The organism is Methylobacterium amylolyticum (genome assembly GCF_030700245.1).
In the GTDB taxonomy this organism is placed as follows: Bacteria; Pseudomonadota; Alphaproteobacteria; order Rhizobiales; family Beijerinckiaceae; genus Methylobacterium.
Map to the genome: position 1 here is coordinate 85,163 of NZ_JAUYZI010000011.1, position 22,662 is coordinate 107,824.

The window sequence follows — 22,662 nt, forward strand, 5'->3', positions numbered from 1 at the left end:
GGCACTTAAGAAGGCGGTCCTTCCCCGATGGCCCGAAATTTCATGCTCAACGATATCTCAGCCGTCGAGCTGTCCCTGCTCGCGGTCTCGCTTCTCGGCGCCGGGGCACTCACGGGCTTCCTCGCTGGCGTGTTCGGCGTCGGCGGCGGCGCCCTGATCGTCCCCGTCCTCTACGAGCTGTTCCGGGTCATCGGGGTTCCGGAGGAACCCCGTATGCCGCTCTGCATCGGGACCTCCCTGGCCATCATCATTCCCACGTCGATCCGCTCGTTCAACGCCCACCGCGCGCGGGGAGCGGCGGACCTCCAGGTCGTGCGGCAATGGGCCGTTCCCGTCGTTCTGGGCGTCGTGGCGGGCAGCCTCATCGCGCGCTATGCCCCGGCCGATCTCTTCAAGATCGTCTTCGTCGGCGTCGCCGGCGTATCGGCCGTGCGGCTGCTGTTCGGGCGGGACACCTGGAGGTTCGGCACCGAGCTCCCGGGCCGCGCCGTCATGCGGCTCTACGGCTTCGTGATCGGCATCCTGTCCGCGCTGATGGGGATCGGCGGCGGCCAGTTGTCGAACCTCATCATGACGTTCTACGGGCGTCCGATCCACCAGGCCGTGGCGACGTCGTCCGGCCTCGGCCTCCTGATCTCGATCCCGGGCACGCTCGGATACATCTACGCGGGCTGGCCGGTCGCGGGGGCCTATCCGGACGTTGCGGCCCTGCAGGCGCCGCTCGCCCTCGGATACGTGTCGCTGCTCGGATTCGTGCTGTTCGTGCCGACAAGCATCTGGGCGGCTCCGATCGGCGCCCGGGCGGCTCACGCGATGCCCAAGCGCCGCCTGGAGATCGCGTTCGGCGTGTTCCTCCTCATCGTCTGCGTTCGCTTCCTGCTGAGCCTGATCGCGTGAGCAGCGTGATAGGCCTGTCCATAATATGAATGTATTATAAGAAATCACTTACTTGATCTGGCAACGATAAGCGCCGGGATTCACGCCAGTCCACTTTCGGAACGCGCGAAAGAACGAGCTGGCCTCAGAGAAACCGGCAGACTCGGCAACCGCGGTCAAGCTCAGATTCGTCGTGCGCAGGAGATGCACGGCGATCTCCTTGCGGACGATGTCCTTGATCTCCTGAAACGACTGGCCTTCGGCCTCGATGCGGCGACGCAAGGTCGAAGCCGACAATTCGAAGCGGCGCGCGACCTCGTCGAAATCCGGCCAGTCGTCGGGATTGAGCGAGCGCAGCAGATACTTGACTTTCGCGACCGTGCCGGCGTCGTTGCGATACTTGACGAGGATGTTGGCTGGGGCACGCTGGAGGAAGGCGTCGCGGTCGGCCTTGGTCGCCCGGACCGGTCGGTCCAGCGCGTGGCTCGCCACGATGAGGCGGTTCTCAGCCTGGGAGAATCGGATCTCGTCCGAGAAGAGGACCCGGTAATCCGCGCAGAAATCGGGAGCCGCCGGCACGACATCGATGGCCAGCACGGGTATTCTCTGCCTGACGAGGAAACACATCAGGCCGTGGATGATGAGCCAATAGGCGAAATAGCTGAAGGGCCGCTGGGAGACGCTCGATTTCGACAGCGTCAGGTAGGCGACACCGTCCTCCTCGATGAGCCGGCCGTTCATCCCGTCGAGCATGAGGGAGAAAAAATTGAGCGCGAGGTGGACGGCCTCCCGCAAGGTCTGACAGTTGAGGGCGGCCCTGCTGACGAATGCGAAACTCCCCGCCCGCATCGGCCGGGGGTTCATGCAGAAGAACTCGTCACCCGTCTCCTCGGCGGTCGCGAGCCAGATGGCGGCATATTGCTCGACCGAGATACGGCCGTCGTCGTCGGCGAGGTCGGCCAGCGAGACGCCGTTCCGACGCAGGAGCTCGACCGGCATGCCCCGAAGGCGGGCGATGTCGAGAAGTGCCTCCCGGAGCAGGCGCATCGAGATCGTACCGCGGTCCTCCTGGCGGCGCCCCTCGACGGCGGTCCTGAAGGTGTCAAAAGCGTCAAGCACGGTGACAGATGCGGTCATTGCGGTGCGCCCCCTTCGCCGCAACTCTCGTTAGCAGCTCTGCCACGGCACCATGAGGGGTCGGGCAGGGGTTCGGGCGACAACCGTCTCAAAACTCCCCCATGCTCCGTGTGCCGAGGGCTGGGCGGTCGTCTCCCGAATGACGCCAACACGGGAGGACACGATGCGGAAGGGAGCATGGCTCGGGGCCATGATGATGGCGGCCGGCTTCTGCCAGACCGCGCCGGCATGGGCGCAACTGTCGGGCGACAAGCTCAAGGTCGGCGTCCTGACCGACCAGAGTTCGATCTACTCCGACATCGCCGGCAAGGGCTCGATCGTCGCGGCGAAGCTGGCGATCGAGGATTTTGGAAAGACGGTCCTCGGCCGTCCCGTCGAGCTGGTGGTCGCCAACCATCAAGCCAAGGTCGATATCGGGTCGGGCCTCGCGCGCGAGATGTTCACCCGTGACGGGGTCGATGTCATCGTCGACATCTCGCACTCGGCCGTGAGCCTCGCCGTGCAGGAAGTGGCGCGGGACGCGAACAAGCTCGTCATGCACGTCGGTTCCGCCCACGCCGACCTGTACGGCTCGGCCTGCTCGCCCAACGGCGTCCTCTGGCTCTACGACACCTACACCTTGGCCAACGGCATGTCCCGCGCCCTGATCAAGGAGGGGGGCGACACGTGGTTCTTCGTGACGGCCGACTACGCGTTCGGCCACTCGATGCAGGCCCAGATGACGCGCATCGTCGGCGAGCTCGGCGGCAAGGTCCTGGGCTCCGTCCGCCATCCGATCAACTCGAGCGACTTCTCGTCCTACCTGCTGCAGGCGCAGGCCTCGGGCGCGAAGGTGATCGGGCTCGCGAACGTCGCGGGTGATACCGCGAACTCGATCAAGCAGGCGGGCGAGTTCGGGATCACGCAGGGCGGGCAGAAGCTGGCGGCGCTGATCTTCTACATCCAGACCGCGAAAGCGATCGGTCCGCAACTCGGCCAGGGTCTCCAGTTCCTGACCGGCTACTACTGGGACAGGGACGCGGCGAGCCGGACCTTCGCCAAGCGCTTCCAGGCCGAGATGGGCGGGGCGATGCCCTCGCAGATCCAGGCGGGCACCTACAGCGCCACCCTGCACTACCTGCGCAGCGTGGCGGCGGCGGGCACCGACGACGCGGGCGCGGTGATGAAGGCGATGCGCGCGTCGCCGGTGGACGACTTCTTCGCGGAGGGCGCGGTGCTGCGCGCGGACGGGCGGCTGATGAAGGACCTGTTCCTGGCCGAGATGAAGAAGCCGTCCGAGGTGAAGGGCCCCTGGGACCTGCTGACGATCGTGCGGCGCCTGCCGGCTGCCGAGATCATCCGCCCGATCGACCAGGGCGGCTGCGCGATGGCGCAACGATAGCCCTCCACGCCAGGGCGGAGCGACCGCTCGGCCCTGGCGCACGGGGAATTCTGCGGGTGGGGAGCCCGACGCCGTGACCGGCCCGCGTCGCCGTCGCGCGCGGACCGCAGCCTCGCTCCAGCCCGCGCTACGCCGCCCAGCCCACTCTACGCCGCCAAGGCCCGGCTGATCACCATGCGCTGGACGTCGCTGGTTCCCTCGTAGATCTGGCAGACGCGCACATCGCGGTAGATCTGCTCGACGCCGTAATCCGCGAGATAGCCGTACCCACCGTGGACCTGGATGGCGTCGGAGCAGACCTTCTCCGCCATCTCGGAGGCGAACAGCTTCGCCATCGCGGCCTCCTTGCCGCACGGCAATCCGGCGTCGCGCAGACGGGCCGCGTTCAGCACGAGTTGCCGCGCCGCCTCGATCTGGGTCGCCATGTCGGCGAGACGAAAGGCCACCGCCTGATGGCCGATCAGGGGCTTGCCGAAGGTCTCGCGCTCGCCCGCGTAGCGGACGGACGCCTCGAACGCGGCGCGCGCCATGCCCACGGATTGCGCCGCGATGCCGATGCGCCCTCCTTCGAGGTTGGACAGCGCGATGCGCAGTCCCTGGCCCTCCTCGCCGAGCATGAGGTCCGGGGTCAGGAACATGTCCTCGAACACGATCTGCGCCGTGTCCGAGCAACGCTGCCCGAGCTTGTGCTCGATGGAAGCGACCGTGTAGCCCGGCGTGTCGGTCGGGACGACGAAGGCCGAGATGCCCTTCCGGCCGGCATCCGGGTCCGTGACGGCGAAGACGATGGCCACGTCGGCGTTCTTGCCCGAGGTGATGAACTGCTTCGTCCCGGAGACCACCCAGCCGTTCCCCGAGCGCCGGGCGCGGGTTCTCAGGGCCGCGGCGTCGGAACCTGCCCCGGGCTCCGTCAGGCAGAAGGCCCCCAGATGCTCGCCGCGGGCCAGCCGCCGGAGGAAGCGCTGCTTCTGGTCGTCGGTGCCGAACGTGAGAAGCGGCATGCAGCCCACCGAGTTGTGGACGCTCATGATGGTCGAGACGGCGCCGTCGCCGGCCGCGATCTCCTCGATGGCGAGCGCGTAGGCGACGTGGTCGACGGCCGCCCCGTCGTACGCTTCGGGCACGAGCATGCCCAGAAAGCCGAGGGCCCCCATCTCGGCGAGGGCCTCCTTCGGAAAGCGCGCTTCCCGGTCCCATTCGGCCGAGAACGGCTTCAGCCTCTCCGCCGCGAAGGTCCGCGCCGCGTCCCGGATCATCGTCTGGTCGTCGGTCAGCATCGGGCGGATCCTATCGAGCCTGCATGCGCAGCGCGCCGTCGAGGCGGATGGTCTCGCCGTTGAGCATCGGGTTGGCCAGGATGGCCATGACGAGCTGGGCATACTCCTCGGGGCGACCGAAGCGGGAGGGGAAGGGCACGGCGGCGCCGAGGCTCGCCTGGACCTCGTCCGGCAGCCCCTGGACCATCGGCGTCTCGAACATGCCCGGCGCGACGGCGCAGACGCGGATGCCGAGCGGCGCCAGTTCGCGCGCGACCGGCAGGGTCAGGCCGACGACCCCGGCCTTGGAGGCCGCGTAGCCCGCCTGCCCGATCTGCCCCTCGTAGGCGGCGATGGAGGCGGTCGAGACGATCACGCCGCGCTCCCCGCCCTCCAGGGGTTCGAGGCCCGCCGCCCCGGCTGCGACGAGCCGCATCATGTTGAACGTGCCGACCAGATTGACCTGGATGACCTTTGAGAAGGCGTCGAGCGAGGCCGGCCCGTTGCGGCCCACCACCTTCGCGGCCGGGCAGATGCCGGCGCAGTTGACCAGGATGCGGGCGACACCGTGCTCCGCCGCGGCGCGGACCAGAGCCGCCTCCGCGCTCGCGGCATCGGCGACGTCGCAGGCGAGCGCGATCCCGTCGATCTCGCGCGCGGCGGCGGCGGCGGCCTCCTCTTGCAGGTCGAGCAGGGCGACCCTGGCACCCGCCGCGGCGAGCGCCCGGGCCGTGGCTGCGCCCAATCCCGAGGCGGCGCCCGTCACGATCGCCGCGATACCTTGAACCTTCACGAAAACCTCCGGACTGCCCCGATCAGATGCGTTCCACCGCCAGAGCCGTGGCCTCGCCGCCACCGATGCAGAGCGAGGCGATGCCCCGTCGTCCGCCGGTGCGCGCGAGGGCGGCCGCCAGGGTCACGATGATGCGCGCGCCGGAGGCGCCGATCGGGTGGCCGAGGGCGCAGGCGCCCCCGTGAACGTTGACCTTGTCGCGCGGCAAATCGAGGTCGCGCATCGCCGCCATCGCGACCACGGCGAAGGCCTCGTTGATCTCGAACAGATCGACGGCGTCCATGGACCAGCCGACCTTCCCGGCGAGCTTGCCGATGGCCCCGATCGGGGCCGTCGAGAACCACGCCGGGGCCGCGGCGTGGCTGGCATGCCCGCGGACGATGGCCAGCGGCGCGTGTCCGCGGCGCTCGGCCTCGGACATGCGCATCAGCACGAGCGCGGCCGCGCCGTCCGAGATCGACGAGGCGTTCGCCGCCGTGACCGTGCCGTCGGCGCGGAAGGCCGGCTTCAGCGTCGGGATCTTCTCCGGCCGGGCCTTGCGCGGCCCCTCGTCCGAACGCACGCCCGCTTCGACCGGGACGATCTCGTCATCGAAGGCCCCGGTCTCGGCGGCCCGCTTGGCGCGGGTGAGCGACTCGAGGGCGTAGGCGTCCTGATCGTCCCGGGTGAACTGGTAGTGCCGGGCCGTCTCCTCCGCGAACGCCCCCATGAGGCGGCCGCGGTCGTAGGCATCCTCCAGGCCGTCGAGGAACATGTGATCCAGGACGCGTCCGTGGCCGAGGCGCTGTCCGGCCCGGGCCTTGTCGAGGAGGTACGGCGCGTTCGACATGGATTCCATGCCGCCCGCGACGACCACATCGGCCGAGCCGGCGGCGATCATGTCGAAGCCGAGCATGACCGCCTTCATCCCCGAGCCGCAGACCTTGTTGAGGGTCGCGCAGGGGATGGCGTCCGACAGCCCCGCCCCGAGGGCCGCCTGCCGCGCCGGGGCCTGACCCAGACCGGCGGGCAGGACGCAGCCCATCACGACCTCGGAGACCTCCGTATCCCCCAGGCCCGCGCGACCGACCGCGGCGCGGATCGCGGCGGCGCCGAGTTCCGTGGCGGAGTGGGACTTCAGCTCCCCCTGGAACGCCCCCATCGGGGTCCGGGCGGCGCTCGCGACGACGATGGGGTCCATCTGCATGTCCTGGTTCCTGATCGTCGTCTCCCGCACCGGCTCGGTCGCGGCATCCTCGGCCGGCGGCAGGGAGACTGGCCGTCTCAGCGACGGCGACTTGGTCACGGAGGATCCGCCGGGATCAGTCCGGGGTCGCCTCGGATGTCATGGCGGCCTTGGCGACCTCCTGGTTGCGCAAGATGAACCGTTGCAGCTTGCCGCTCGGCGTCTTTGGCAGCGCATCGACGAATTCGATCTCGCGCGGGTACGAGTGGGCCGAGAGACGCTTCTTCACGTAGGTCTGAATGGTTTCGGCCAAGGCTTGGTCCGGCGCGAAGCCGTCCTTGAGGACGACGAAGGCCTTCACGAGTTCCGTGCGGTCGGGATCCGGCTTGCCGACGACGGCGGATTCCGCGACGGCGGGATGCTCGATGAGCGCGCTCTCGACCTCGAAGGGTCCGATCCGGTAGCCCGACGAGGTGATGACGTCGTCGGAGCGGCCCACGAAGGCAATGCTGCCGTCCGCGCCGGCCTCGACCGTATCGCCGCTCAGGTAGTAGTCTCCGACGAATCCGGCGGTCGGGCGTTCCCAGTAGCCCGAGAACCACATCAGGGGCGAGCGTGCCCGGTCGAGGGCCAGGATGCCCGGCTCGCCCGGCCCCAGTTCCTCACCGTCGGCGTTGACCACGACCACCCGGTGGCCCGGAACGGCGAAGCCTGCGGAGCCGAGCCTGACCGGGTGGGCGAGGGCGTGATGGTTGCAGACGACCATCCCCAGTTCCGTCTGCCCATAGTGGTCGTGAATGGTGGTGCCGAGGTGGTCCGCGAACCAGCGGATGACTTCCGGATTGAGCGGCTCCCCGGCGCTGCTCACCGCGCGCAATTGTCCTGTCACCGCCGCCGCAGCCGCGGGCCCGGCGGCGATGAGGAAGCGAAAGGCGGTCGGGGAACCCGCGAGGTTCGTGATGCCGAGGGTCCGGATGGTGCGGTAGGTGTCCTCGACCGTGAACGCGCCGTCGTGGAAGGTCGTGGTGAGCCCCATCGCGAGCGGACCCGTGACGGCGTAGTACAGGCCGTAGGCCCAGCCCGGATCGGCGACGTTCCAGAAGCGGTCCTCCGGCCTCAGATCCACGGCATCCCGCATGTAGGCGACGAACGCCACGATGGCCTTGAGCGGGACGAGCAACGGCTTGGCCGGACCGGTCGTCCCGGAGGTGAACATGATCAGGAACGGGTCTTCCGCCTCACAGGGGACCGGCGCGCCGTCGCCGGCCTTGGCCTCCAGCTCGGCCCAGAAGTCGAGATCCGTTCCCTCGCTTCCTGCCCCGACGGTGACGATCCGGCAGAAGCCCTCGACGCCGATGGCCTTGGCGCGGTTGGGCAGATCCGTCACGACGACCTTCGTCCCGGCATCCTTGACGCGCTGCTCGATGGCCTTCGGTCCGAAGGCCGTGAACAGCGGCTGATAGACGGCGCCGAGGCGCCAGGTCGCCAGGATCGTGATCAGCAGTTCCGGCGTGCGCGGGAGGAGCCCGGCAACCCGGTCCCCCTTCGTCACGCCGCACGCGGACAGAACGTCGGCGAACTTGGCAGCCTGCTCGGCGAGGGTTGCGAAGGTGATCTCCCGGAGTGCCTCGCCCGGCCTGCTGTATCGAAGCGCGATGCGTCCGGGATCCGAGGCATGGCGGTCGCAGCAGGTATGGCAGGCATTGATCCGCCCCGACCCCTCCGGGAAGATCGCCGCGAAGGCTGTCGCCGCATCGAAGTCGGAGACGGCGCGACGATATTCGGCCGCAGGTCGGACGCCCGGCCCGATCTCGTCCGAGGCAAGGTCGCCACAGAGCAGATGATGGTTCATCTCAGCTCCTCCCCCAGTATTCGATTGCGCCCATTCGGGCTGCATCTGTGGACCTTAGGGACGGACCGCAGGCTCGTTCAATGACGGAAATAGCCACCGCCCCTGAGCGAATTTGCCAGCACGTCCTCCGGCTCCGCGTGGCGGTCCCAGGCATCGAAGGCCTGTTCGCTCTCGGCCGTCGACAGGGCCGTGCGCGCTTGCGCGAACGTCCCCGTTCGCTCGAACCCGGCAATCCCGACGTCGGGCGTTCCCTCCATGACCGGTCTCTTCGGTGGACTGTCAGCCACGCGGTGCTCCGCGATGCCGTGCCGACGCCGGGATCCTTCGGCGCGGGTCCAGCCCGGATCGCGCCTTCGAGGCGGCGAACGGGCTGTCGAATCTGGCCCCGGACGCGTCGCCGCTGGAAACGCGCGCCGATCCACTGCACGGTCGGCGCGTCGAGCGAACGATCGTCGATGGCCGTGAGGCCGATCTCGACGGCAGCATCGCCCGGCTTTCCGTCGGTCCAGGCGAGGGGTTGGACCGCCTCCGCGGTGGCCGCACGGGCGGCCGGACGATAGCCCCATACCCCTCTTCTGTCGGGTCATCGGCCGCCCTGGGTGCAGGTCGGCACCGGCAAGCGCCCGGGCCCGGACATCAATACGGCGTGCCGCCCCGCCGCCGCTCGCGCAGGGCCTCGGCGTACCACGCCAGCTCGTCGAGGAAGCGGCCGGCGGCCCGTTCCAGCCAGTCCTCCTGCGGCACGCCCTCCGGGTCCACCGCCTTCTGGAGGCGCGGGATCGGCAGCAGCGAGGGGATGCTCGGCATGCCGAGTTCGGCGAGCATCGCCCGCAGCGCCATCGCCGCGCGCACGCCGCCGAACTGGCCGGCCGAGTAGCAGCAGATCGCCGAGGGCCGCCAGTAATACTCCTCCAGGAAGTGGTCGAGGGTGTTCGACAGGGCGGGCGGGACGCCGTGGTTGTACTCCCCCGAGACCACGAGGAAGGCGTCGGCGCCGCGGTAGAGCGCGGCCAGCCGCTCCAGGGGCTCGGGCGCGCCGCCCGGCGGGTACTCCTTGTACATCCGGTCGAGGAGCAGCAGGCCGAGCTCGGCGGGATCGACCAGCGGCGCCGCGTGGCCGCGGGCTTCGAGCCGCGCGACGAGAAAGCGGGCGGCGCGGATGCCGATCCGGTCGGAGCGGACGCTGCCGAGGATCACGGGGATGGTGAGGGACATGGACGGCCTCCCGGGCTGTTGAGCGATGATGCCCGAAGCCACGGCGCCGCTCCAGATCCCGGGCGGTGGTCGAGACGCGGCTCCGCCCTCGACGCGCCCCGGGACGGGCGCCCGCCCAGCGTTGACGCCCCGCGCGGCCGCCCCGTAAGAGATCCGCATGGCCGGCCGCCGTACAGGGTCGGCGCGGGGCCGCGCGCTCGTCGGCGTGCTCGCGCTCTACGCGCTGCTGCTCCAGGCTTTCCTGGGGTTCGCGACGCCCGTCACCGGGGCGGCGGAGGCGGCCCTGTGCGCCGCGCACGCCGTGGACGCGGGCGCGCCCGATGCGCCGGCCGACGGCAAGGCGCACCTGCACTGCGCGCTCTGCTGCACCGCCGTCCACGTCGCCAAGCTCGCTCCGCCGCCGGCCGGCGCCGCGGCGGCGCGGCCCGCTCTCGGGGTCGCGCGCGTCGCGTGGCGCTCCGAGCGCGCCTTCCCGCCCACCGGGCCGCCGATCCACGCCACCAGCGCCCGAGGTCCCCCCGCCGCCTGACGATCCGCTCCACCGATCGCTCAGACGCGGACCTCCAGCCATGTCCACGACCCTTCAGGGCAGCTCTGCGGCCGTCGCCGCCGCGCCCGCCGCCCGCCCCGCGCGCGAGGCGCTCTACCGCGCCGCCTGGCGCTGGCACTTCTATGCCGGCCTGCTCTGCCTGCCGTTCCTCGTCCTGCTCTCGGCGACGGGGGCGCTGTACCTGTTCAAGGACGAGATCAACGGCACGCTGTTGTCCGCACGCACCACCGTCGCCGCGCGGGCGACGGCGCCGCTCGGCTCCGACCGCCTGATCTTCAACGCCGGCGAGGCCGTGCCGGACGGCGTGCCGCTGACCTACACCGACCCGGCGAGCCCGACCGCCGCGGCCGTGGTCGCCGTCTCCGAGGGCGGGCGCCGGGTGCTGGTCTACCTCGATCCCTATACCGGCGATGTGCTCGACCGGCTCGACCGGGACGGCGAGCTGTTCATGGTGGTGCGCCGCCTGCACAGCCTCGCCTATTTCGGGCCGGTGGCGAACGGGCTGGTCGAGGTAGTGGCGGGCTTCACGGTCATCCTGGTGGCGACCGGCGCCTACCTGTGGTGGCCGAGGGGGCAGGGCGGGGGAATCGTCACCGTGCGGGGTACGCCTCGGCGCCGGGTCTGGTGGCGCGACGTGCACGCGGTCACCGGGCTGGTGGCCGGGGGCGGCCTGCTGTTCCTGGCGCTCACCGGCCTGCCGTGGTCGATCTGGTGGGGCGATCAGGTCCGGACGCTGTCCAACGCCGCCGGGCTCGGCCAGCCCCGCGCCCTGTGGGCCGGCAAACCGGTCTCGGCGGTGCCGATGGGCGCGGTGCTCGACACGGCCGGCTGGGCGATGGAGGACGCGCCGGTGCCGCGCTCGGCGCCGGCCGCGAGCCCCGAGATCGGCGTCGACCGGGCGGCGGCGATCCTCGCCGGGCTCGGCATGCCGCGGGGCTACGAGCTGGCGCTTCCGGTCGGGCCCGCGGGGGTCTACGCGGCCGCAGCCTACCCGCGCGACGTGCGCGCCCAGCGGATGGTGTCGCTCGACCGGTACACCGGCCAACCGCTCGTCGACGTGCGCTTCGCCGATCTCGGGCCGGTGGCGCGGCTGATCCAGTACGGGATCGGCATCCACAAGGGCGAGCACTGGGGCCGGGCCAACCAGCTCGCGATGCTGGCCTTCTGCCTCGCCACGATCCTGCTCAGCGTCACCGCCGCGACCATGTGGTGGAAGCGCCGCCCCGCGGGGGGCCTCGGCGTGCCGCCCTGGCCGCGCGACCGCCGCGCCGCCGCTTGGGTGACGGCGATCGTCCTCGGCCTCGGCGCCCTGTTTCCGCTGACCGGGCTCGCGATCCTCGCCATGCTCGGCCTCGATATCGGGGTGCGTCACCTCTTGGGAGAGCGGGGCGCCTGAGCGGGTTCGGACGGGCGAGGCGCCCGTGTCCTCCCGCCGACAGACGGGCAAGCGATCCGGCGGCCGCGCGCTGGGCGCCGCGCTGGTGCTGCTCGCCCTGTGGCTCCAGGCGCTGGCTCCCGCCGCGGGTCTGACGGCGCGCGCCCGCGCCCTGGAGACGGCCGCCGCCGACGCGCTGATCCACGCCGCCCTGTGCGGCTCCGCGACGGCCGACCCTGCGGCCGACCTGCCGGGGGCGCCGCCGGCCTGCGACCACTGCCCGTTCTGCCGCTGTCCCGCCGCGGCGCCGCTGCCGCTTCCCCCGCAGGCCGCCCCCCGTCGGCTCGCCTGGAGCCCCGCCCTGTGGCCGATCCCGCCGCCCGCGCGGCCGGCGCGGCCGCCCCGCACGCAAGCCCAGGCCCGCGCACCGCCCGTCACCGTCTGACCGCTCCGTCACCGATCCCGGCCGCGCGCGCCCCGCCGCGGCCAAGCGCTCAGACAGGTTGTTCCATGATCCCCCCTCACGCCCACCGCACCCTCGCCGCGCTGCTCGCGGCCGGCGCGCTCGGCGCCCCCGCCGCGCGGGCGCAGCCATCCGTCACCCTGGAGGAACTGTCGGTGGTCGGCGAGGGCGGTCCGGCCTCCGCCTCGGTCCCGGCCGCCCCGGCCGGCGCGCGGGCCGCCGCGGCGACGCCGATCGCGGCCCCGGTCGGCGAGGTCGCGACCGGCATCGGCCGGGCCGGGGTGATCGACGACCGTCCCGCGGTCAGCGTCGCCGACGTGCTGCGCAACAGCCCCGGCGTCACCGTCCGCCAGGGCAACGGCCCGCGCGACGTGGTCGTCTCGATCCGCGGCAGCAACGCCCGCGCCACCGGCGTCTCGCGCAACATGATCGTGCTGGAGGACGGCTTCCCGGTCACGCAAGGAGACGGTGCCTCGCGCTTCGACATCACCGACCCGCGCGCCTACGGGCGCATCGACGTGTTCCGGGGTCCGCAATCGGCCCTGTTCGGCAACTACGCCACGGGCGGCGCACTGGCCTTCTACACCCGCCGCGGCGCCGAGGTGAACGGCTACACCTACGGCGTCGATGCCGGCAGCTTCGGCTACCTCAACAACTACGCCACGATCGGCGGCGTCAGCGGCCCGCTGGAGTACAGCCTGTTCACCAGCGACACCCGCGGCAACGGTTTTCAGGACCACAGCTCGTTCAACACGCAGACGATCAACTTCCTCGGCACCTACACGCTGACGCCGGACGACCGGATCACCCTGAAGATCGTCAACAACGAGGTCCACGCGAACTTGGCCGGCCGCTCCTCGCTGCTCCAGTTCCGCCAGAACCCGTACCAGCGCGGCTGCGCCACGGCGCTGGCCGCAGCGGCCGGCTGCACGACCTACGCCCTGCCGCTCAACGGCCGCAACGGCGCCACCGTGCCGGTGACGGCGGACGAGGGCGCCTTCTTCCGCGGCGACCGGCGCACCATCGTCGGAGGCCGCTACGAGCACGATTTCGACGCGCTGACGACGTGGCGCACGCAGCTCACGTTCGACGACCGGTCCATCAACCAGCCGTTCTACACGACCTCGTCCCGGGGCGACTTCCCGGGCTTCAACGTCCTGACCGACGTGACCCGGCGCGGCGACCTGTTCGGCCTGCCCGCCGCGGGTTACGTGGCGCTCGCCTACAACACCCTCGACTCGAACGCGCTGACCTACAACCGCGCCCCCTACGGCGGCGCCCGGCTCGGCGGCTTGATCGGCGACCTGCGGGCGACGCAGGACAACCTCGGCGGCCGGGCGCGGGTCGAGGTGGCGCTGTCCGAGCAGTGGACGGCGGTCGCCGGCCTCAGCGCCGAGAGCACCCGGATCACCGGGCGCAACCTCGCCTTCAGCTATCCCACGGCGGGTGGGCTCACGTTCACCCGGGCCAACCTCGACCGCAGCTTCCTCAACGTCGCCGAGGAACTGTCGCTGGTCTACACGCCAACTCCCGACTGGCGCTTTCTCGGCCGGGTGGCGACGGGCTACTCCACCCCCTCCGCCTCGAACCTGACCGTGACGCCCGCCGGCCTGCCGGGCAACAACAGCCAGCTTCAGACGCAGCAGAACCTCGGCTTCGACCTCGGCGCCACTTGGGTGCCGCTGCCGGGGCTCGAACTCGGCGTCACCGGGTTCTACGAGTTCTTCCGCAACGAGCTGATCTCCCAGTCGCCCGGCGCCGGCCTCCTGACCTACTTCTTTAACGCTCCCGCTTCCGAGCACCGGGGCGTCGAGGTCGGGGGCACCTGGGCGGCGCCGGAGGGCTGGCGGGCGACGCTGGCCTACACCTTCGACGACCAGATCTACACGAAGTATACTGAGCAGCTCAGCGCCGGCACGCGCACCGCGAGCTTCGACCGGGCCGGCCGCCAGATCCCCGGCGTGCCGCTCACCCAGTTCCTGTTCCGCTTCGGCTACGACCAGCCGACCGGGCCGTGGAAGGGTCTCGGCGCCTACGTCGAGACCGTCTACCAGAGCGATTTCTACCTCGACAACGCCAACCTGCTGAAGGCGCCGGGCTACGCCATCGTGAACCTCAACCTGCACTACGACGCGCTCCTATCCGGCGGGGCGGAGGTGGGCTTCGCCAAGCGGCTGAGCCTGTACGTCGAGATGCGCAACCTGTTCGACGCGGTCTACGCGGCCTCGGCCCAGAACCTCGCGAACTCGATCAGCGCGTCGACCGGCCTGCAGAACGGCGCGGGCGTGCTCGCGACCACCACCGGATCGATCTTCGCCGGCGCCCCGCGCAACGTCGTCGCCGGGATGCGCCTCGCCTTCTGAACCCGTCACGAACATCCGAGGAGAAGAGACCATGACCCGACCGAACCGGACCCTGGCGCTGGCCGCCCTGATGCTCGCGGCGACCATCGGCGCCAGCCCCGCCCACGACTACGCCGCCGGCGCCCTGAAGATCGGCCATCCCTGGTCGCGGGCGACGCCCGCCGGCGCCAAGGTGGCGGGGGGCTACCTGACGATCACCAACACCGGCCGCGAGCCCGACCGGCTGACCGCCGCCGCCCTCGACGGGGCGAGCCGCGGCGAGATCCATTCCATGACGATGGAGGGGAACGTCATGAAGATGGCGCCGGTCACGGGCGGCCTGGAGATCAAGCCGGGCGAGACGGTGACCCTCAAGCCCGGCGGCTACCACCTGATGTTCCTCGACCTGAAGGCGCCCTTGAAGAAGGGCGAGCCGGCCAAGGGCACGGTGACCTTCGAGCGGGCCGGCACGGTCCCGGTCGAGTTCACGGTCGAGGGCATCGGCGCGCAGGCGCCGGCCGGCGCGGGACACCAGCACGCCCATTAGAGCGCGCGGTGAAACGGCGGCGGGGCTCAGCTCGAGCGGCAGGTCCCGTCGCTCGTCCCGTCCCACAGGCTGACGCCGCCGCCGGGATGGCACTGGCCGGGGAAGGCGAGGGTGATGAGCTTGGCGAGCATCCGCGCCTCGTCCTCGCCGTAGCCGATCTGGCCGACCTTGCGGCCGTTCCGGTCGAACAGCGACACGTCGGCGGAGTGGTCGATCGCGTAGTCGCCGCCCGTACCCGGCACCCGCCGGTAGTGGACGTGGTAGGCGTCGGCCATCCGCGCGACCTCGGCCGGAGTGCCGACCAGGGCACGGATCCGCGGATCGAAGGCGCCGAGGTAGTCCCGCAGGACCTCGGGGGTGTCGCGCTCGGGGTCGAGGGTCACGAACGCCACGTTCAGCCGGTCGGCGTCGCGCCCCATCTTCGCCAGCGCCCCAGACAGGGTCGCCAGGGTGGTGGGGCAGACCTCGGGGCAGTGGGTGAAGCCGAAGAACACCGCCGTCGGCCGGCCCTTCAGGTCGGCCTCGGTGACGGTGCGGCCGTCGAGGTCGCGCATCGTGAACGGCCCCCCGGCCCGCCGCGGGTGACTGAACGGCGAGTGCTGCTGCGCGACGATCGCCCCGGTGCCGGCCGCCACGAGGCCGAGGAGGCCGGCGGAGGCGAGGAAGACGAGCGGGGAGGGTGCCATGGGGATCCGTGACGGGGCCGTGCTGGTCCGCCCCGTAGATAGGGTGCGCCGCGCCGCGATGCGCCCCTCCGCTTCCACGGCTCCGGTCCGGGGGCTGCGGCCTCGCGGCGCGGCGAGGCCCGAGGGCGCGAAGCTTGACCGGGGCGGCCCGCGTTGGCCCGGCATCGGGCACGGGATGCCGAGGGCGGCGGCGATGGATGGGACCGGAACGGACGCGACAGAAACCCTGCGCTTCCGCGTCCAGAAGCACGCAGCGCGGCGGCTGCACTACGACCTGCGCCTCGAACTCGACGGCGTGCTGCTGAGCTGGGCACTCACCCGCGGCCCGAGCCTCGATCCGGCCCGCAGCCGCCTCGCCGTGCGCACCTGCGACCACGCGCTCGGCTACGCCGATTTCGAGGGCACGATCGCGGCGGGCTTCGGGGCGGGCACGGTCATGCTGTGGGACATCGGCACGTGGGCGCCGGAGGAGAATCCGCGCGCGGGGCTCGCCGCCGGCCGGCTGCGCTTCACCCTGCGCGGCCGGCGCATGCGCGGCGGCTGGACGCTGGCGCGGATGAGGACCGAGCAGCGCGAGCGCTGGCTGCTGCGCAAGCGCGCCGACGAAGAGGCCGGGGCGGAGGACGCGCTGACGGACGCGCACCGCACCAGCATCGCGACCGGGCGCACGATGGAGGAAATCGCCGGGGCCGAACCGGCCTCATCGACCGGCCGGTTCCCGAGGAATTGATTCGGCGACGGCCGGGCCGTTCCGACCCGATGGACTGGACATGACGCTGCATCTCACGGGGGCCGAGATCCTCCTGCGCCTGCTCCTCGCCTTCGTCGCCGGAGCCGTGGTGGGCTTCAACCGCGAGGCGCACAGCCACGCCGCGGGACTGCGGACGACGATCCTCGTCGCGCTCGCGGCGGCGGTGGCGATGATCCAGGCGAACCTGCTCCTGCCCACCGCCGGACGGACGGCGGACGCGTTTCCGACCATGGACGTGATGCGCCTGCCGCTCGGCGTGCTGACCGGCGTCGGCTTCATCGGCGGCGGCGCCATCCTCAAGCGCGGCGGCACGGTGAGCGGCGTCACCACCGCCGCGACCCTGTGGATCGTCACCGCCATCGGTCTGTGCTTCGGCGGCGGCCAGTACGGGCTGGGGCTCGCGACCACCGTCTTCGCCGTCGTGACGATCTTCGCGATGGCGTGGATCGACCGGTGCCTGCCCCGCCGTCGCACGGCGGTGGTGCGGATCGCCGCCGCGGGACCGTCCGCGGAGGTCGCCGCGCGCGTGGCGCCGCGCCTGGACACGCTACTTAAGCCGCTCGGCTGCACGGCCCGCTACGCCGGCCAGGATTCCGGGGCCGGACTGGCGGAGGTGCGTTACGCCCTGCGCTGGACGCAGACGGCGGCCGAGGACCGGACCGGGGCCATCCTCGCGGCCCTCGGCGGCCTCGACGTGCGCGGCTTCGACGTCGGCCCAGAGGGCGAGACCTGATCGCCCGCGCGGCCGGGCGAAGGGATCCGACATCGTCTCCGGGACAGATCGCTGAACCGCGATGCGGTTCTCTTCCTCCTCGCGGAGGGGGCAGGGAGGCAGAATCGGACGTTCCGGCCCATTCTGAAGCACCCCCACTGCCGTCACCTCCTCACAAGGAAGGGGAGGGCGGATCTCGGCCAAGCCCCGGATCCGATGGAGAAAAAAGAACCCGGCGGCCACATCCGCGGGGCGATGTCCGAAAGCTGTCCGCGTCGCGACGCGATCAGGCGCGGCCCTCGTCGAGCCGGGCCCGGTGCCGGTCGAGGATGTCGCGGAGCATCGGCATGACGGGCGAGTCCGCGTCGAGGTCGGCGGCGGCACGGCGGAGCCGGTCCAGCGCCTCGATCTGCGCGCTGAGGCCCGGCACGGCGGCGAGATAGGCCCAGACCGCCTCGTCGACGGGGCCGGCCGGCACCGGCGGTTCGGCGGCCAAGAGGTCCGCGAAGATCCGGAGGGTCTGGTCCAGGCTCGCCACGATGGCCGGCTCCCTTGTCTTTGAGACCACCCCGAAGCGCCGGGGCTCCGCCTTCCGTGAGGACGCCCCGGCACCCGCGGCGCCGGGGCGGGCGCGGGCGTCAGTGCGAGCGCGGACCCTGGCCCTTGCCGGCCGCGTCGCGGCGGTGGTGGCGGTCCTGCTCGCCGCCGCCGCCGGAGACTTCGGCGTGCGAGCCGCTGGTGGACGAGCCGGGCGTCGGGCCGCGGCCCTCGGTCGGGTCCGGCCGGTCGGGGCGCTGGTGACTGCTGCCGGGGCCGCCGTGGTGGCGGTCGGCGGCGGGGGTCTTGGACGAGGTGCTCATCGGTCCTGCTGATACCCCTTGTTGGTGGTGTTGACGGCGGTGTTGCCGGCCTGGCCGGTCTTGGACGGGTCGTCGGGGGTGCCCTTCGTGGTGTCCTTCGGCGCGGCCTGGGCGCTGCCCGGCCCCTTGTCCGAGCGGTTGTCCGGCGGCACCGGCGGCGGTCGGTTCGACATGCGCTCTCCTCACGCTCCCGTGGGCGGGTCCCGGCACTGTCGCGGCGCCGCCCGCCCCATGCCCGGGAAACCCGGCACCGGCGCCGGGGTTCTGAGGGGACGCTGCGGCGATCCGCACCCCCGCCGCGCGGCCACTCCCGCCGCCCCGCTCGTCACCGAACACGGAGGCCGGCCATGAGTGGACCCGGATGGACCGCCGCCGAAATCCCCCCGCAGGTCGGTCGGGTCGCCCTCGTCACCGGCGCCACCAGCGGCATCGGCTACGAGGCCGCCCGGGCGCTGGCCGGGGCCGGGGCGCACGTCGTCCTCGCCGCCCGCGACGCGGCGAAGGCGGAGCGGGCGATGGCGGCGATCCGCGCGGTCCACCCGCAGGCCCGGCTGGAGGCACGCCCCCTCGACACGGCGAGCCTCGCCGCGGTGCGGGCCTTCGCCGAGGGCTGGACCGCGGACGGGCGGCCGATCGACGTGCTGCTGCTCAACGCCGGCATCGCCTCCGTGCCCCGGCGCGAGGAGAGCCCGGACGGATTCGAGCGGCAACTCGCCACCAACCACCTCGGGCACTTCGCGCTGACCGGGCTGCTGCTGCCCCGCGTGGCGCGGAGCGCCGCCTCGCGGATCGTGGCGGTGTCGAGCCTCGCCCACCGGTCGGGCCGGATCGCCTTCGACGATCCGCAGATGCACGCCGGCTACGGTCCGCAGCGGGCCTACCGGCAGTCGAAGCTCGCGATGCTGCTGTTCTCCCTCGAACTCGATCGCCGGCTCCGGACCGCCGGCTCGCCGGTCCGCTCGGTGCCGGTGCATCCCGGGCTCGCCGCGACCGACGTGATCCGGCGCGGGGAGCGGGCCGGGCCTGCGGCGCGGCTGGCGGGGCGAGCCCTGTTCGGGCTGCTCGGCCAGTCGGCGGCGCGGGGAGCGCTGCCGCTCCTGTACGCGGCGAGCGCGCCCGGGGCCGAGGGCGGAACCTATTACGGGCCGGGCGGCCCGTTCGAGGCCTGGGGGCCGCCGCGATGCGCGAGGATCGCCCCGCACGCCTTGGACCGCGACGTCGCCGCGCGGCTGTGGTCGCTGTCCGAGGCGCTCACCGGCGTGCGCATCCCGCTGTGACCGCGGGCGCGGCGCGAGCGGGAAGCCGCGGTTCCGCTGCGGGTGTGGCAAAGCTGATACAGCTTCCCCGTGCGAACACGCCCAGCGTTTTCCTCGATCGGGCGAATCCGCTGGGGACAGCACGCGCATGAAGGCGCTTGCCATTTCGCTGGCGATGTTCACGGCCCTCACGGCCGCCGCCACCGCCGCCGACCTCCCGCGCCGCGCGCCGCCGGTGTTCACCCCCGTGCCGGTCTTCACCTGGACGGGCTTCTACGCCGGTGTCAACGCGGGCTACGCCTTCGACGCCAGCAGCCGCAACGCCGGCTCGGTGTTCGGAATCCCCGCCCGTTCGCCATCCCAGGCACCGTCGCCGTCTTCCGCAGCCGGAACCAGGACGGCTTCTCCGGCGGTGGCCAGGTCGGCTACAACTTCCAGTTCACCCCGGGCTCGGGCGTGGTCGTCGGCATCGAGGCCGACGCCCAGTACCTCGACTTCGGCCGCAACCGGAACAGCGCCTTCATCGTCGGCGGCCTCGCCCCGGGCTACTCCGTGACCGACCCGCGCGGCCTGTCGAGCCTCGACTTCTTCGGCACCGTCCGCGGCCGCCTCGGCTATGCCTTCGACCGGGTGCTGTTCTACGGCACCGGCGGTTTCGCCTACGGTTCGGGCAGCGCCGACCGCTCGTTCGGCGGCTACGCCGGCAACGACAGCTTCCGCACCGGCTACGCCGTCGGCGGCGGCATCGAGTACGCGCTCCCCACCGACTCGTTCCTGAACGTCTTCCGCTCCAGCGCGGTCACGCTCAAGGTCGAGGGCCTGTCCGTCAACCTCGATCGCGGCACCCGCAACCAGGGTGCGTTCGTGATCAACGCCGCGACCAACGTCCCGCACGTGTTCAACGGCGTCGGCCGCCGCTCGGACGAGTTCGCTGTCATCCGCGCCGGCCTGAACTCCAAGTTCGGCACGTACTGAGGTCGACGGCCGGTCCCGGAGCGTTCCGGAACCGGTTCCGCCCACCCGCGAACGCCCCGGGAGCCCGCTCCCGGGGCGTTCTCACGCGTGGAGGGATCAGCCTGCCGGGGGCGTGCGCACGAACGTGCCGGTGAACGGTGCCTTCCGGTCCCGGGTGCTGGTGCAGGCGTAGGATTCCTGCCCGGGCCCGAGCGTGCGCAGGCGCAGGGTGCCCTTGCCGTTCTGCTTGACGAGGTAGCCGTCCTCGCTCGCCACGTGCACGAGGTCGCCGTCGGCGTGCAGGACGCGGCCGTTGGCGAACTGCCCCGGCATGGTCAGCGTCACGGGGGTGTCGGCGCTGCTCACCACGTGGAGCGCCACATTGGTGTCGGCGGGCAGGCGGATCTCCTGCGGGGCACAGACCGGCTTGCCGTCCTGCATCGAGATGGTCAGCTCCACCGGCGGCATCACCGCGCTCGCCGGCGGCGGCAGCGGCTTGCCCTCTGCCAGGGCCGCGGCCGGGAGGAGGGGCACAGCCAGGGCACAGGCTGCGAGCAGGGTGCGTCGCATCGTCGATCTCCGTTCGGATGGCGGTCAGGCCAGGAAAGGCCGGCGCCGGAGCGCCGGTTCCCAGTCATGGCGTCGCGCCCCGGACGGAGGGAGACGCGCGGCGTCAGTGGTTGTCCCGCGGCAGGCCCTGGGTCTGGGCCACCCGCTGGAACTTGACCGCACCCTCCAGCACCATGCCCTCCGAGAGCTGGGCGACCTGCGCCCGGTAGATCTCCTGCCACGGAGTCTGGCTCGCGGGGTAGGGGAAGCCGCCCCGGGCCGCGAGGTCGGCGCGGCGGCGCTCCAGTTCCGCGTCCGGGAGCAGGATGTCGGCGCGGCGTTTCGTCAGGTCTATCCGCACCCGGTCGCCGGTCTGGAGCAGCGCCAGCCCGCCGCCGGCCGCCGCCTCGGGGGAGGCGTTGAGGATCGAGGGCGTGCCCGAGGTGCCGGACTGACGCCCGTCGCCGATGCAGGGCAGCGAGGTGACGCCCTGCCGGATCAGCGCCCCCGGCGGCTGCATGTTCACCACCTCGGCCGCGCCCGGATAGCCGATCGGCCCGGCGCCGCGCATGATCAGGAGCGTGTGCGCGTCGATGTCGAGGGCGGGATCGTCGATACGGTGGTGGTAGTCCTCGGGCCCGTCGAACACCACCACGCGGCCCTCGAAGGCCATCGGGTCCTCGGGGTTGCGCAGGTAGCGGGCGGCGAACTCCTCGGAGATCACGCAGGTCTTCATGATCGCCGAGTCGAACAGGCTGCCCTTGAGGTTGAGGAAGCCCGCCCGCTCCATCAGCGGCTCCGCGTAGGCGCGGATCACGTCGCGGTTCCACGAGTGCCGGCCGCGGTAGTTCTCGCCGACCGTGAGGCCGTTGCAGGTCAGCGCGCCCTCGTGAACCTTCCCCGCGTCGATCAGCTCGGCGAACACCGCCGGCAGGCCGCCCGCGCGGAAATACTCCTCGCCGAGCCAGCGGCCGGCGGGCTGCATGTCGACCAGCAGCGGGATCTCCAGGCCGACCCGCTCCCAGTCGTCGCAGGTCAGCGGCACGCCGATATGCTTGGCGATGGCGTTGATGTGGATCGGCGCGTTGGTCGAGCCGCCGATCGCGGCGTTGGCGACGATGGCGTTCTCGAACGCCTCCCGGGTCAGGATGTCGGAGGGCTTCAGGTCCTCCCACACCATGTCGACGATCCGCCGGCCCGTGGCGTAGGCCGCCTGCCCGCGCTCCCGGTAGGGGGCGGGGATCGCGGCGGAGCCCGGCAGCGCCAAGCCGAGCGCCTCGGCGAGCGCGTTCATGGTCGAGGCGGTGCCCATCGTGTTGCAGTGGCCGGTCGACGGCGCCGACGAGCCGACGATGTCCATGAACTGCTGGAAGTCGATGTCGCCGGCCGCGTGCCGCTCGCGCGCCTTCCACACCACGGTGCCGGAGCCGGTCAGCTCCTTGTGGAAGTAGCCGTTCAGCATCGGGCCGACGTTCAGCGAGATCGCCGGGATGTTCACGGTCGCCGCCGCCATCAGGCAGGCCGGCATGGTCTTGTCGCAGCCGGTGAGCAGCACGACGCCGTCGAGGGGGTAGCCGTAGAGCACCTCGACCAGCGACAGGTAGGCGAGGTTGCGGTCGAGGCTCGCGGTCGGGCGCTTGCCGGTCTCCTGGATCGGGTGGCAGGGGAACTCGAAGGCGACGCCGCCGGCCGCGGTGATGCCCTCGCGCACGCGCTTGGCCAGCTCGACGTGGTGGCGGTTGCACGGGGACAGGTCCGAGCCGGTCTGGGCGATGCCGATCAGCGGCTTGCCCGAGCGCAGCTCTTCCGGGGTGAGGCCGTAGTTCAGGTAGCGCTCAAGGTAGAGCGCGGTCATCCCCGGGTTGTGGGGATTGTCGAACCACGCCTTCGAGCGCAGCTCGTCGGGGCTGACGCGGCGCTTCTCGCTCATCTCACTCTCCCG

At 71.8% G+C, this 22,662-nt stretch carries 23 protein-coding genes and 1 pseudogene; 11 read left to right on the forward strand and 13 right to left on the reverse strand.

Annotated elements, in window-relative coordinates; genetic code table 11:
- Nucleotides 1–42: 42 nt before the first annotated feature.
- Nucleotides 43–897 (forward strand): sulfite exporter TauE/SafE family protein, encoded by an 855-nt coding sequence (locus Q8W71_RS10380; protein WP_305525284.1) that lies wholly within the window; start codon nt 43–45, stop codon nt 895–897.
- 48 nt (nt 898–945) lie between these two features.
- Here Q8W71_RS10380 and Q8W71_RS10385 read toward each other — a convergent pair whose 3' ends face one another.
- The gene (locus Q8W71_RS10385; protein WP_305525285.1) at nt 946–2,013 is read right to left on the reverse strand and encodes an AraC family transcriptional regulator; all 1,068 of its coding nucleotides are present in this window, start codon (nt 2,011–2,013) and stop codon (nt 946–948) included.
- A 163-nt stretch (nt 2,014–2,176) separates the two neighbouring features.
- Here Q8W71_RS10385 and Q8W71_RS10390 point away from each other — a divergent pair, with 163 nt between their 5' ends.
- The gene (locus tag Q8W71_RS10390) at nt 2,177–3,394 is read left to right on the forward strand and encodes an ABC transporter substrate-binding protein (RefSeq protein WP_305525286.1); all 1,218 of its coding nucleotides are present in this window, start codon (nt 2,177–2,179) and stop codon (nt 3,392–3,394) included.
- A gap of 146 nt (nt 3,395–3,540) precedes the next feature.
- Here Q8W71_RS10390 and Q8W71_RS10395 read toward each other — a convergent pair whose 3' ends face one another.
- The 6 genes from Q8W71_RS10395 to Q8W71_RS10420 all read right to left on the reverse strand — a co-directional run bounded on the left by Q8W71_RS10395 (nt 3,541) and on the right by Q8W71_RS10420 (nt 9,675).
- Nucleotides 3,541–4,671 carry an acyl-CoA dehydrogenase family protein gene (locus Q8W71_RS10395; protein ID WP_305525287.1) on the reverse strand — a complete coding sequence of 377 codons (1,131 nt, stop codon included), beginning with the start codon at nt 4,669–4,671 and terminating at the stop codon, nt 3,541–3,543.
- A gap of 10 nt (nt 4,672–4,681) precedes the next feature.
- The gene (locus tag Q8W71_RS10400) at nt 4,682–5,443 is read right to left on the reverse strand and encodes an SDR family NAD(P)-dependent oxidoreductase (RefSeq protein ID WP_305525288.1); all 762 of its coding nucleotides are present in this window, start codon (nt 5,441–5,443) and stop codon (nt 4,682–4,684) included.
- A 22-nt stretch (nt 5,444–5,465) separates the two neighbouring features.
- A complete protein-coding gene (locus Q8W71_RS10405; protein ID WP_305525346.1) occupies nt 5,466–6,629 on the reverse strand; it encodes an acetyl-CoA C-acyltransferase in 1,164 nt (387 codons plus the stop codon).
- Between the two features lie 115 nt (nt 6,630–6,744).
- A complete protein-coding gene (locus Q8W71_RS10410; RefSeq protein WP_305525289.1) occupies nt 6,745–8,460 on the reverse strand; it encodes an AMP-binding protein in 1,716 nt (571 codons plus the stop codon).
- A 77-nt stretch (nt 8,461–8,537) separates the two neighbouring features.
- Entirely contained in the window at nt 8,538–8,717 is a 180-nt protein-coding gene (locus tag Q8W71_RS10415; RefSeq protein WP_305525290.1) for a hypothetical protein, read from the reverse strand.
- 379 nt (nt 8,718–9,096) lie between these two features.
- A complete protein-coding gene (locus tag Q8W71_RS10420) occupies nt 9,097–9,675 on the reverse strand; it encodes an NADPH-dependent FMN reductase (RefSeq protein WP_305525291.1) in 579 nt (192 codons plus the stop codon).
- Between the two features lie 157 nt (nt 9,676–9,832).
- Between Q8W71_RS10420 and Q8W71_RS10425 the strand changes: the two genes are divergently transcribed.
- From Q8W71_RS10425 to Q8W71_RS10445, 5 genes are all read left to right on the forward strand, one after another.
- The gene (locus Q8W71_RS10425; RefSeq protein ID WP_305525292.1) at nt 9,833–10,204 is read left to right on the forward strand and encodes a hypothetical protein; all 372 of its coding nucleotides are present in this window, start codon (nt 9,833–9,835) and stop codon (nt 10,202–10,204) included.
- A 40-nt stretch (nt 10,205–10,244) separates the two neighbouring features.
- On the forward strand, nt 10,245–11,621 hold the full coding sequence (locus tag Q8W71_RS10430; RefSeq protein ID WP_305525293.1) for a PepSY-associated TM helix domain-containing protein: 1,377 nt from the start codon (nt 10,245–10,247) through the stop codon (nt 11,619–11,621).
- Between the two features lie 25 nt (nt 11,622–11,646).
- Entirely contained in the window at nt 11,647–12,045 is a 399-nt protein-coding gene (locus Q8W71_RS10435) for a DUF2946 family protein (protein WP_305525294.1), read from the forward strand.
- 65 nt (nt 12,046–12,110) lie between these two features.
- Entirely contained in the window at nt 12,111–14,426 is a 2,316-nt protein-coding gene (locus Q8W71_RS10440) for a TonB-dependent receptor family protein (RefSeq protein ID WP_305525295.1), read from the forward strand.
- 31 nt (nt 14,427–14,457) lie between these two features.
- Entirely contained in the window at nt 14,458–14,952 is a 495-nt protein-coding gene (locus Q8W71_RS10445) for a copper chaperone PCu(A)C (protein ID WP_305525296.1), read from the forward strand.
- A gap of 26 nt (nt 14,953–14,978) precedes the next feature.
- Here the strand turns inward: Q8W71_RS10445 and Q8W71_RS10450 are convergent, their stop codons facing one another.
- Nucleotides 14,979–15,638, reverse strand: coding sequence for an SCO family protein (locus Q8W71_RS10450; protein ID WP_305525297.1), 660 nt, complete (start codon nt 15,636–15,638; stop codon nt 14,979–14,981).
- Between the two features lie 193 nt (nt 15,639–15,831).
- Between Q8W71_RS10450 and Q8W71_RS10455 the strand changes: the two genes are divergently transcribed.
- Both Q8W71_RS10455 and Q8W71_RS10460 read left to right on the forward strand, forming a co-directional pair.
- Entirely contained in the window at nt 15,832–16,368 is a 537-nt protein-coding gene (locus Q8W71_RS10455) for a DNA polymerase ligase N-terminal domain-containing protein (RefSeq protein ID WP_370875381.1), read from the forward strand.
- A gap of 40 nt (nt 16,369–16,408) precedes the next feature.
- Complete coding sequence (locus Q8W71_RS10460) at nt 16,409–17,122, forward strand: MgtC/SapB family protein (RefSeq protein WP_305525298.1); 714 nt, start codon at nt 16,409–16,411, stop codon at nt 17,120–17,122.
- A 265-nt stretch (nt 17,123–17,387) separates the two neighbouring features.
- Here the strand turns inward: Q8W71_RS10460 and Q8W71_RS10465 are convergent, their stop codons facing one another.
- The 3 genes from Q8W71_RS10465 to Q8W71_RS10475 all read right to left on the reverse strand — a co-directional run bounded on the left by Q8W71_RS10465 (nt 17,388) and on the right by Q8W71_RS10475 (nt 18,134).
- Nucleotides 17,388–17,639 carry a hypothetical protein gene (locus tag Q8W71_RS10465; protein ID WP_305525299.1) on the reverse strand — a complete coding sequence of 84 codons (252 nt, stop codon included), beginning with the start codon at nt 17,637–17,639 and terminating at the stop codon, nt 17,388–17,390.
- 100 nt (nt 17,640–17,739) lie between these two features.
- Nucleotides 17,740–17,961, reverse strand: coding sequence for a hypothetical protein (locus Q8W71_RS10470; RefSeq protein WP_305525300.1), 222 nt, complete (start codon nt 17,959–17,961; stop codon nt 17,740–17,742).
- On the reverse strand, nt 17,958–18,134 hold the full coding sequence (locus tag Q8W71_RS10475; protein WP_305525301.1) for a hypothetical protein: 177 nt from the start codon (nt 18,132–18,134) through the stop codon (nt 17,958–17,960). The genes Q8W71_RS10470 and Q8W71_RS10475 overlap by 4 nt, the downstream gene beginning before the upstream one ends.
- A gap of 174 nt (nt 18,135–18,308) precedes the next feature.
- Between Q8W71_RS10475 and Q8W71_RS10480 the strand changes: the two genes are divergently transcribed.
- Both Q8W71_RS10480 and Q8W71_RS10485 read left to right on the forward strand, forming a co-directional pair.
- Complete coding sequence (locus Q8W71_RS10480) at nt 18,309–19,238, forward strand: oxidoreductase (RefSeq protein WP_305525302.1); 930 nt, start codon at nt 18,309–18,311, stop codon at nt 19,236–19,238.
- Nucleotides 19,239–19,365: 127 nt separating this feature from the next.
- Nucleotides 19,366–20,192 (forward strand): annotated as a pseudogene (locus tag Q8W71_RS10485) (outer membrane protein).
- 96 nt (nt 20,193–20,288) lie between these two features.
- Here the strand turns inward: Q8W71_RS10485 and Q8W71_RS10490 are convergent.
- Together Q8W71_RS10490 and Q8W71_RS10495 are read right to left on the reverse strand one after the other, a co-directional pair.
- Nucleotides 20,289–20,741, reverse strand: a complete 453-nt coding sequence (locus Q8W71_RS10490) for an anaerobic typically selenocysteine-containing protein (protein WP_305525303.1) — start codon at nt 20,739–20,741, stop codon at nt 20,289–20,291.
- Between the two features lie 103 nt (nt 20,742–20,844).
- Nucleotides 20,845–22,650: an IlvD/Edd family dehydratase gene (locus Q8W71_RS10495; RefSeq protein WP_305525304.1), complete on the reverse strand. Its 1,806-nt coding sequence runs from the start codon at nt 22,648–22,650 to the stop codon at nt 20,845–20,847.
- Between the last annotated feature and the right edge of the window lie 12 nt (nt 22,651–22,662).

Coding starts and splice junctions, on each gene's coding strand:
- Q8W71_RS10490 (WP_305525303.1), bottom strand. CDS start 20,741: ATGCGACGCACCCTGCTCGCAGCCTGTGCCCTGGCTGTGCCCCTCCTC.
- Q8W71_RS10455 (WP_370875381.1), top strand. CDS start 15,832: ATGGATGGGACCGGAACGGACGCGACAGAAACCCTGCGCTTCCGCGTC.
- Q8W71_RS10450 (WP_305525297.1), bottom strand. CDS start 15,638: ATGGCACCCTCCCCGCTCGTCTTCCTCGCCTCCGCCGGCCTCCTCGGC.
- Q8W71_RS10430 (WP_305525293.1), top strand. CDS start 10,245: ATGTCCACGACCCTTCAGGGCAGCTCTGCGGCCGTCGCCGCCGCGCCC.
- Q8W71_RS10380 (WP_305525284.1), top strand. CDS start 43: ATGCTCAACGATATCTCAGCCGTCGAGCTGTCCCTGCTCGCGGTCTCG.
- Q8W71_RS10390 (WP_305525286.1), top strand. CDS start 2,177: ATGCGGAAGGGAGCATGGCTCGGGGCCATGATGATGGCGGCCGGCTTC.
- Q8W71_RS10460 (WP_305525298.1), top strand. CDS start 16,409: ATGACGCTGCATCTCACGGGGGCCGAGATCCTCCTGCGCCTGCTCCTC.
- Q8W71_RS10440 (WP_305525295.1), top strand. CDS start 12,111: ATGATCCCCCCTCACGCCCACCGCACCCTCGCCGCGCTGCTCGCGGCC.
- Q8W71_RS10480 (WP_305525302.1), top strand. CDS start 18,309: ATGAGTGGACCCGGATGGACCGCCGCCGAAATCCCCCCGCAGGTCGGT.
- Q8W71_RS10410 (WP_305525289.1), bottom strand. CDS start 8,460: ATGAACCATCATCTGCTCTGTGGCGACCTTGCCTCGGACGAGATCGGG.
- Q8W71_RS10385 (WP_305525285.1), bottom strand. CDS start 2,013: ATGACCGCATCTGTCACCGTGCTTGACGCTTTTGACACCTTCAGGACC.
- Q8W71_RS10395 (WP_305525287.1), bottom strand. CDS start 4,671: ATGCTGACCGACGACCAGACGATGATCCGGGACGCGGCGCGGACCTTC.
- Q8W71_RS10445 (WP_305525296.1), top strand. CDS start 14,458: ATGACCCGACCGAACCGGACCCTGGCGCTGGCCGCCCTGATGCTCGCG.
- Q8W71_RS10470 (WP_305525300.1), bottom strand. CDS start 17,961: ATGAGCACCTCGTCCAAGACCCCCGCCGCCGACCGCCACCACGGCGGC.
- Q8W71_RS10475 (WP_305525301.1), bottom strand. CDS start 18,134: ATGTCGAACCGACCGCCGCCGGTGCCGCCGGACAACCGCTCGGACAAG.
- Q8W71_RS10415 (WP_305525290.1), bottom strand. CDS start 8,717: ATGGAGGGAACGCCCGACGTCGGGATTGCCGGGTTCGAGCGAACGGGG.
- Q8W71_RS10405 (WP_305525346.1), bottom strand. CDS start 6,629: ATGCAGATGGACCCCATCGTCGTCGCGAGCGCCGCCCGGACCCCGATG.
- Q8W71_RS10425 (WP_305525292.1), top strand. CDS start 9,833: ATGGCCGGCCGCCGTACAGGGTCGGCGCGGGGCCGCGCGCTCGTCGGC.
- Q8W71_RS10420 (WP_305525291.1), bottom strand. CDS start 9,675: ATGTCCCTCACCATCCCCGTGATCCTCGGCAGCGTCCGCTCCGACCGG.
- Q8W71_RS10495 (WP_305525304.1), bottom strand. CDS start 22,650: ATGAGCGAGAAGCGCCGCGTCAGCCCCGACGAGCTGCGCTCGAAGGCG.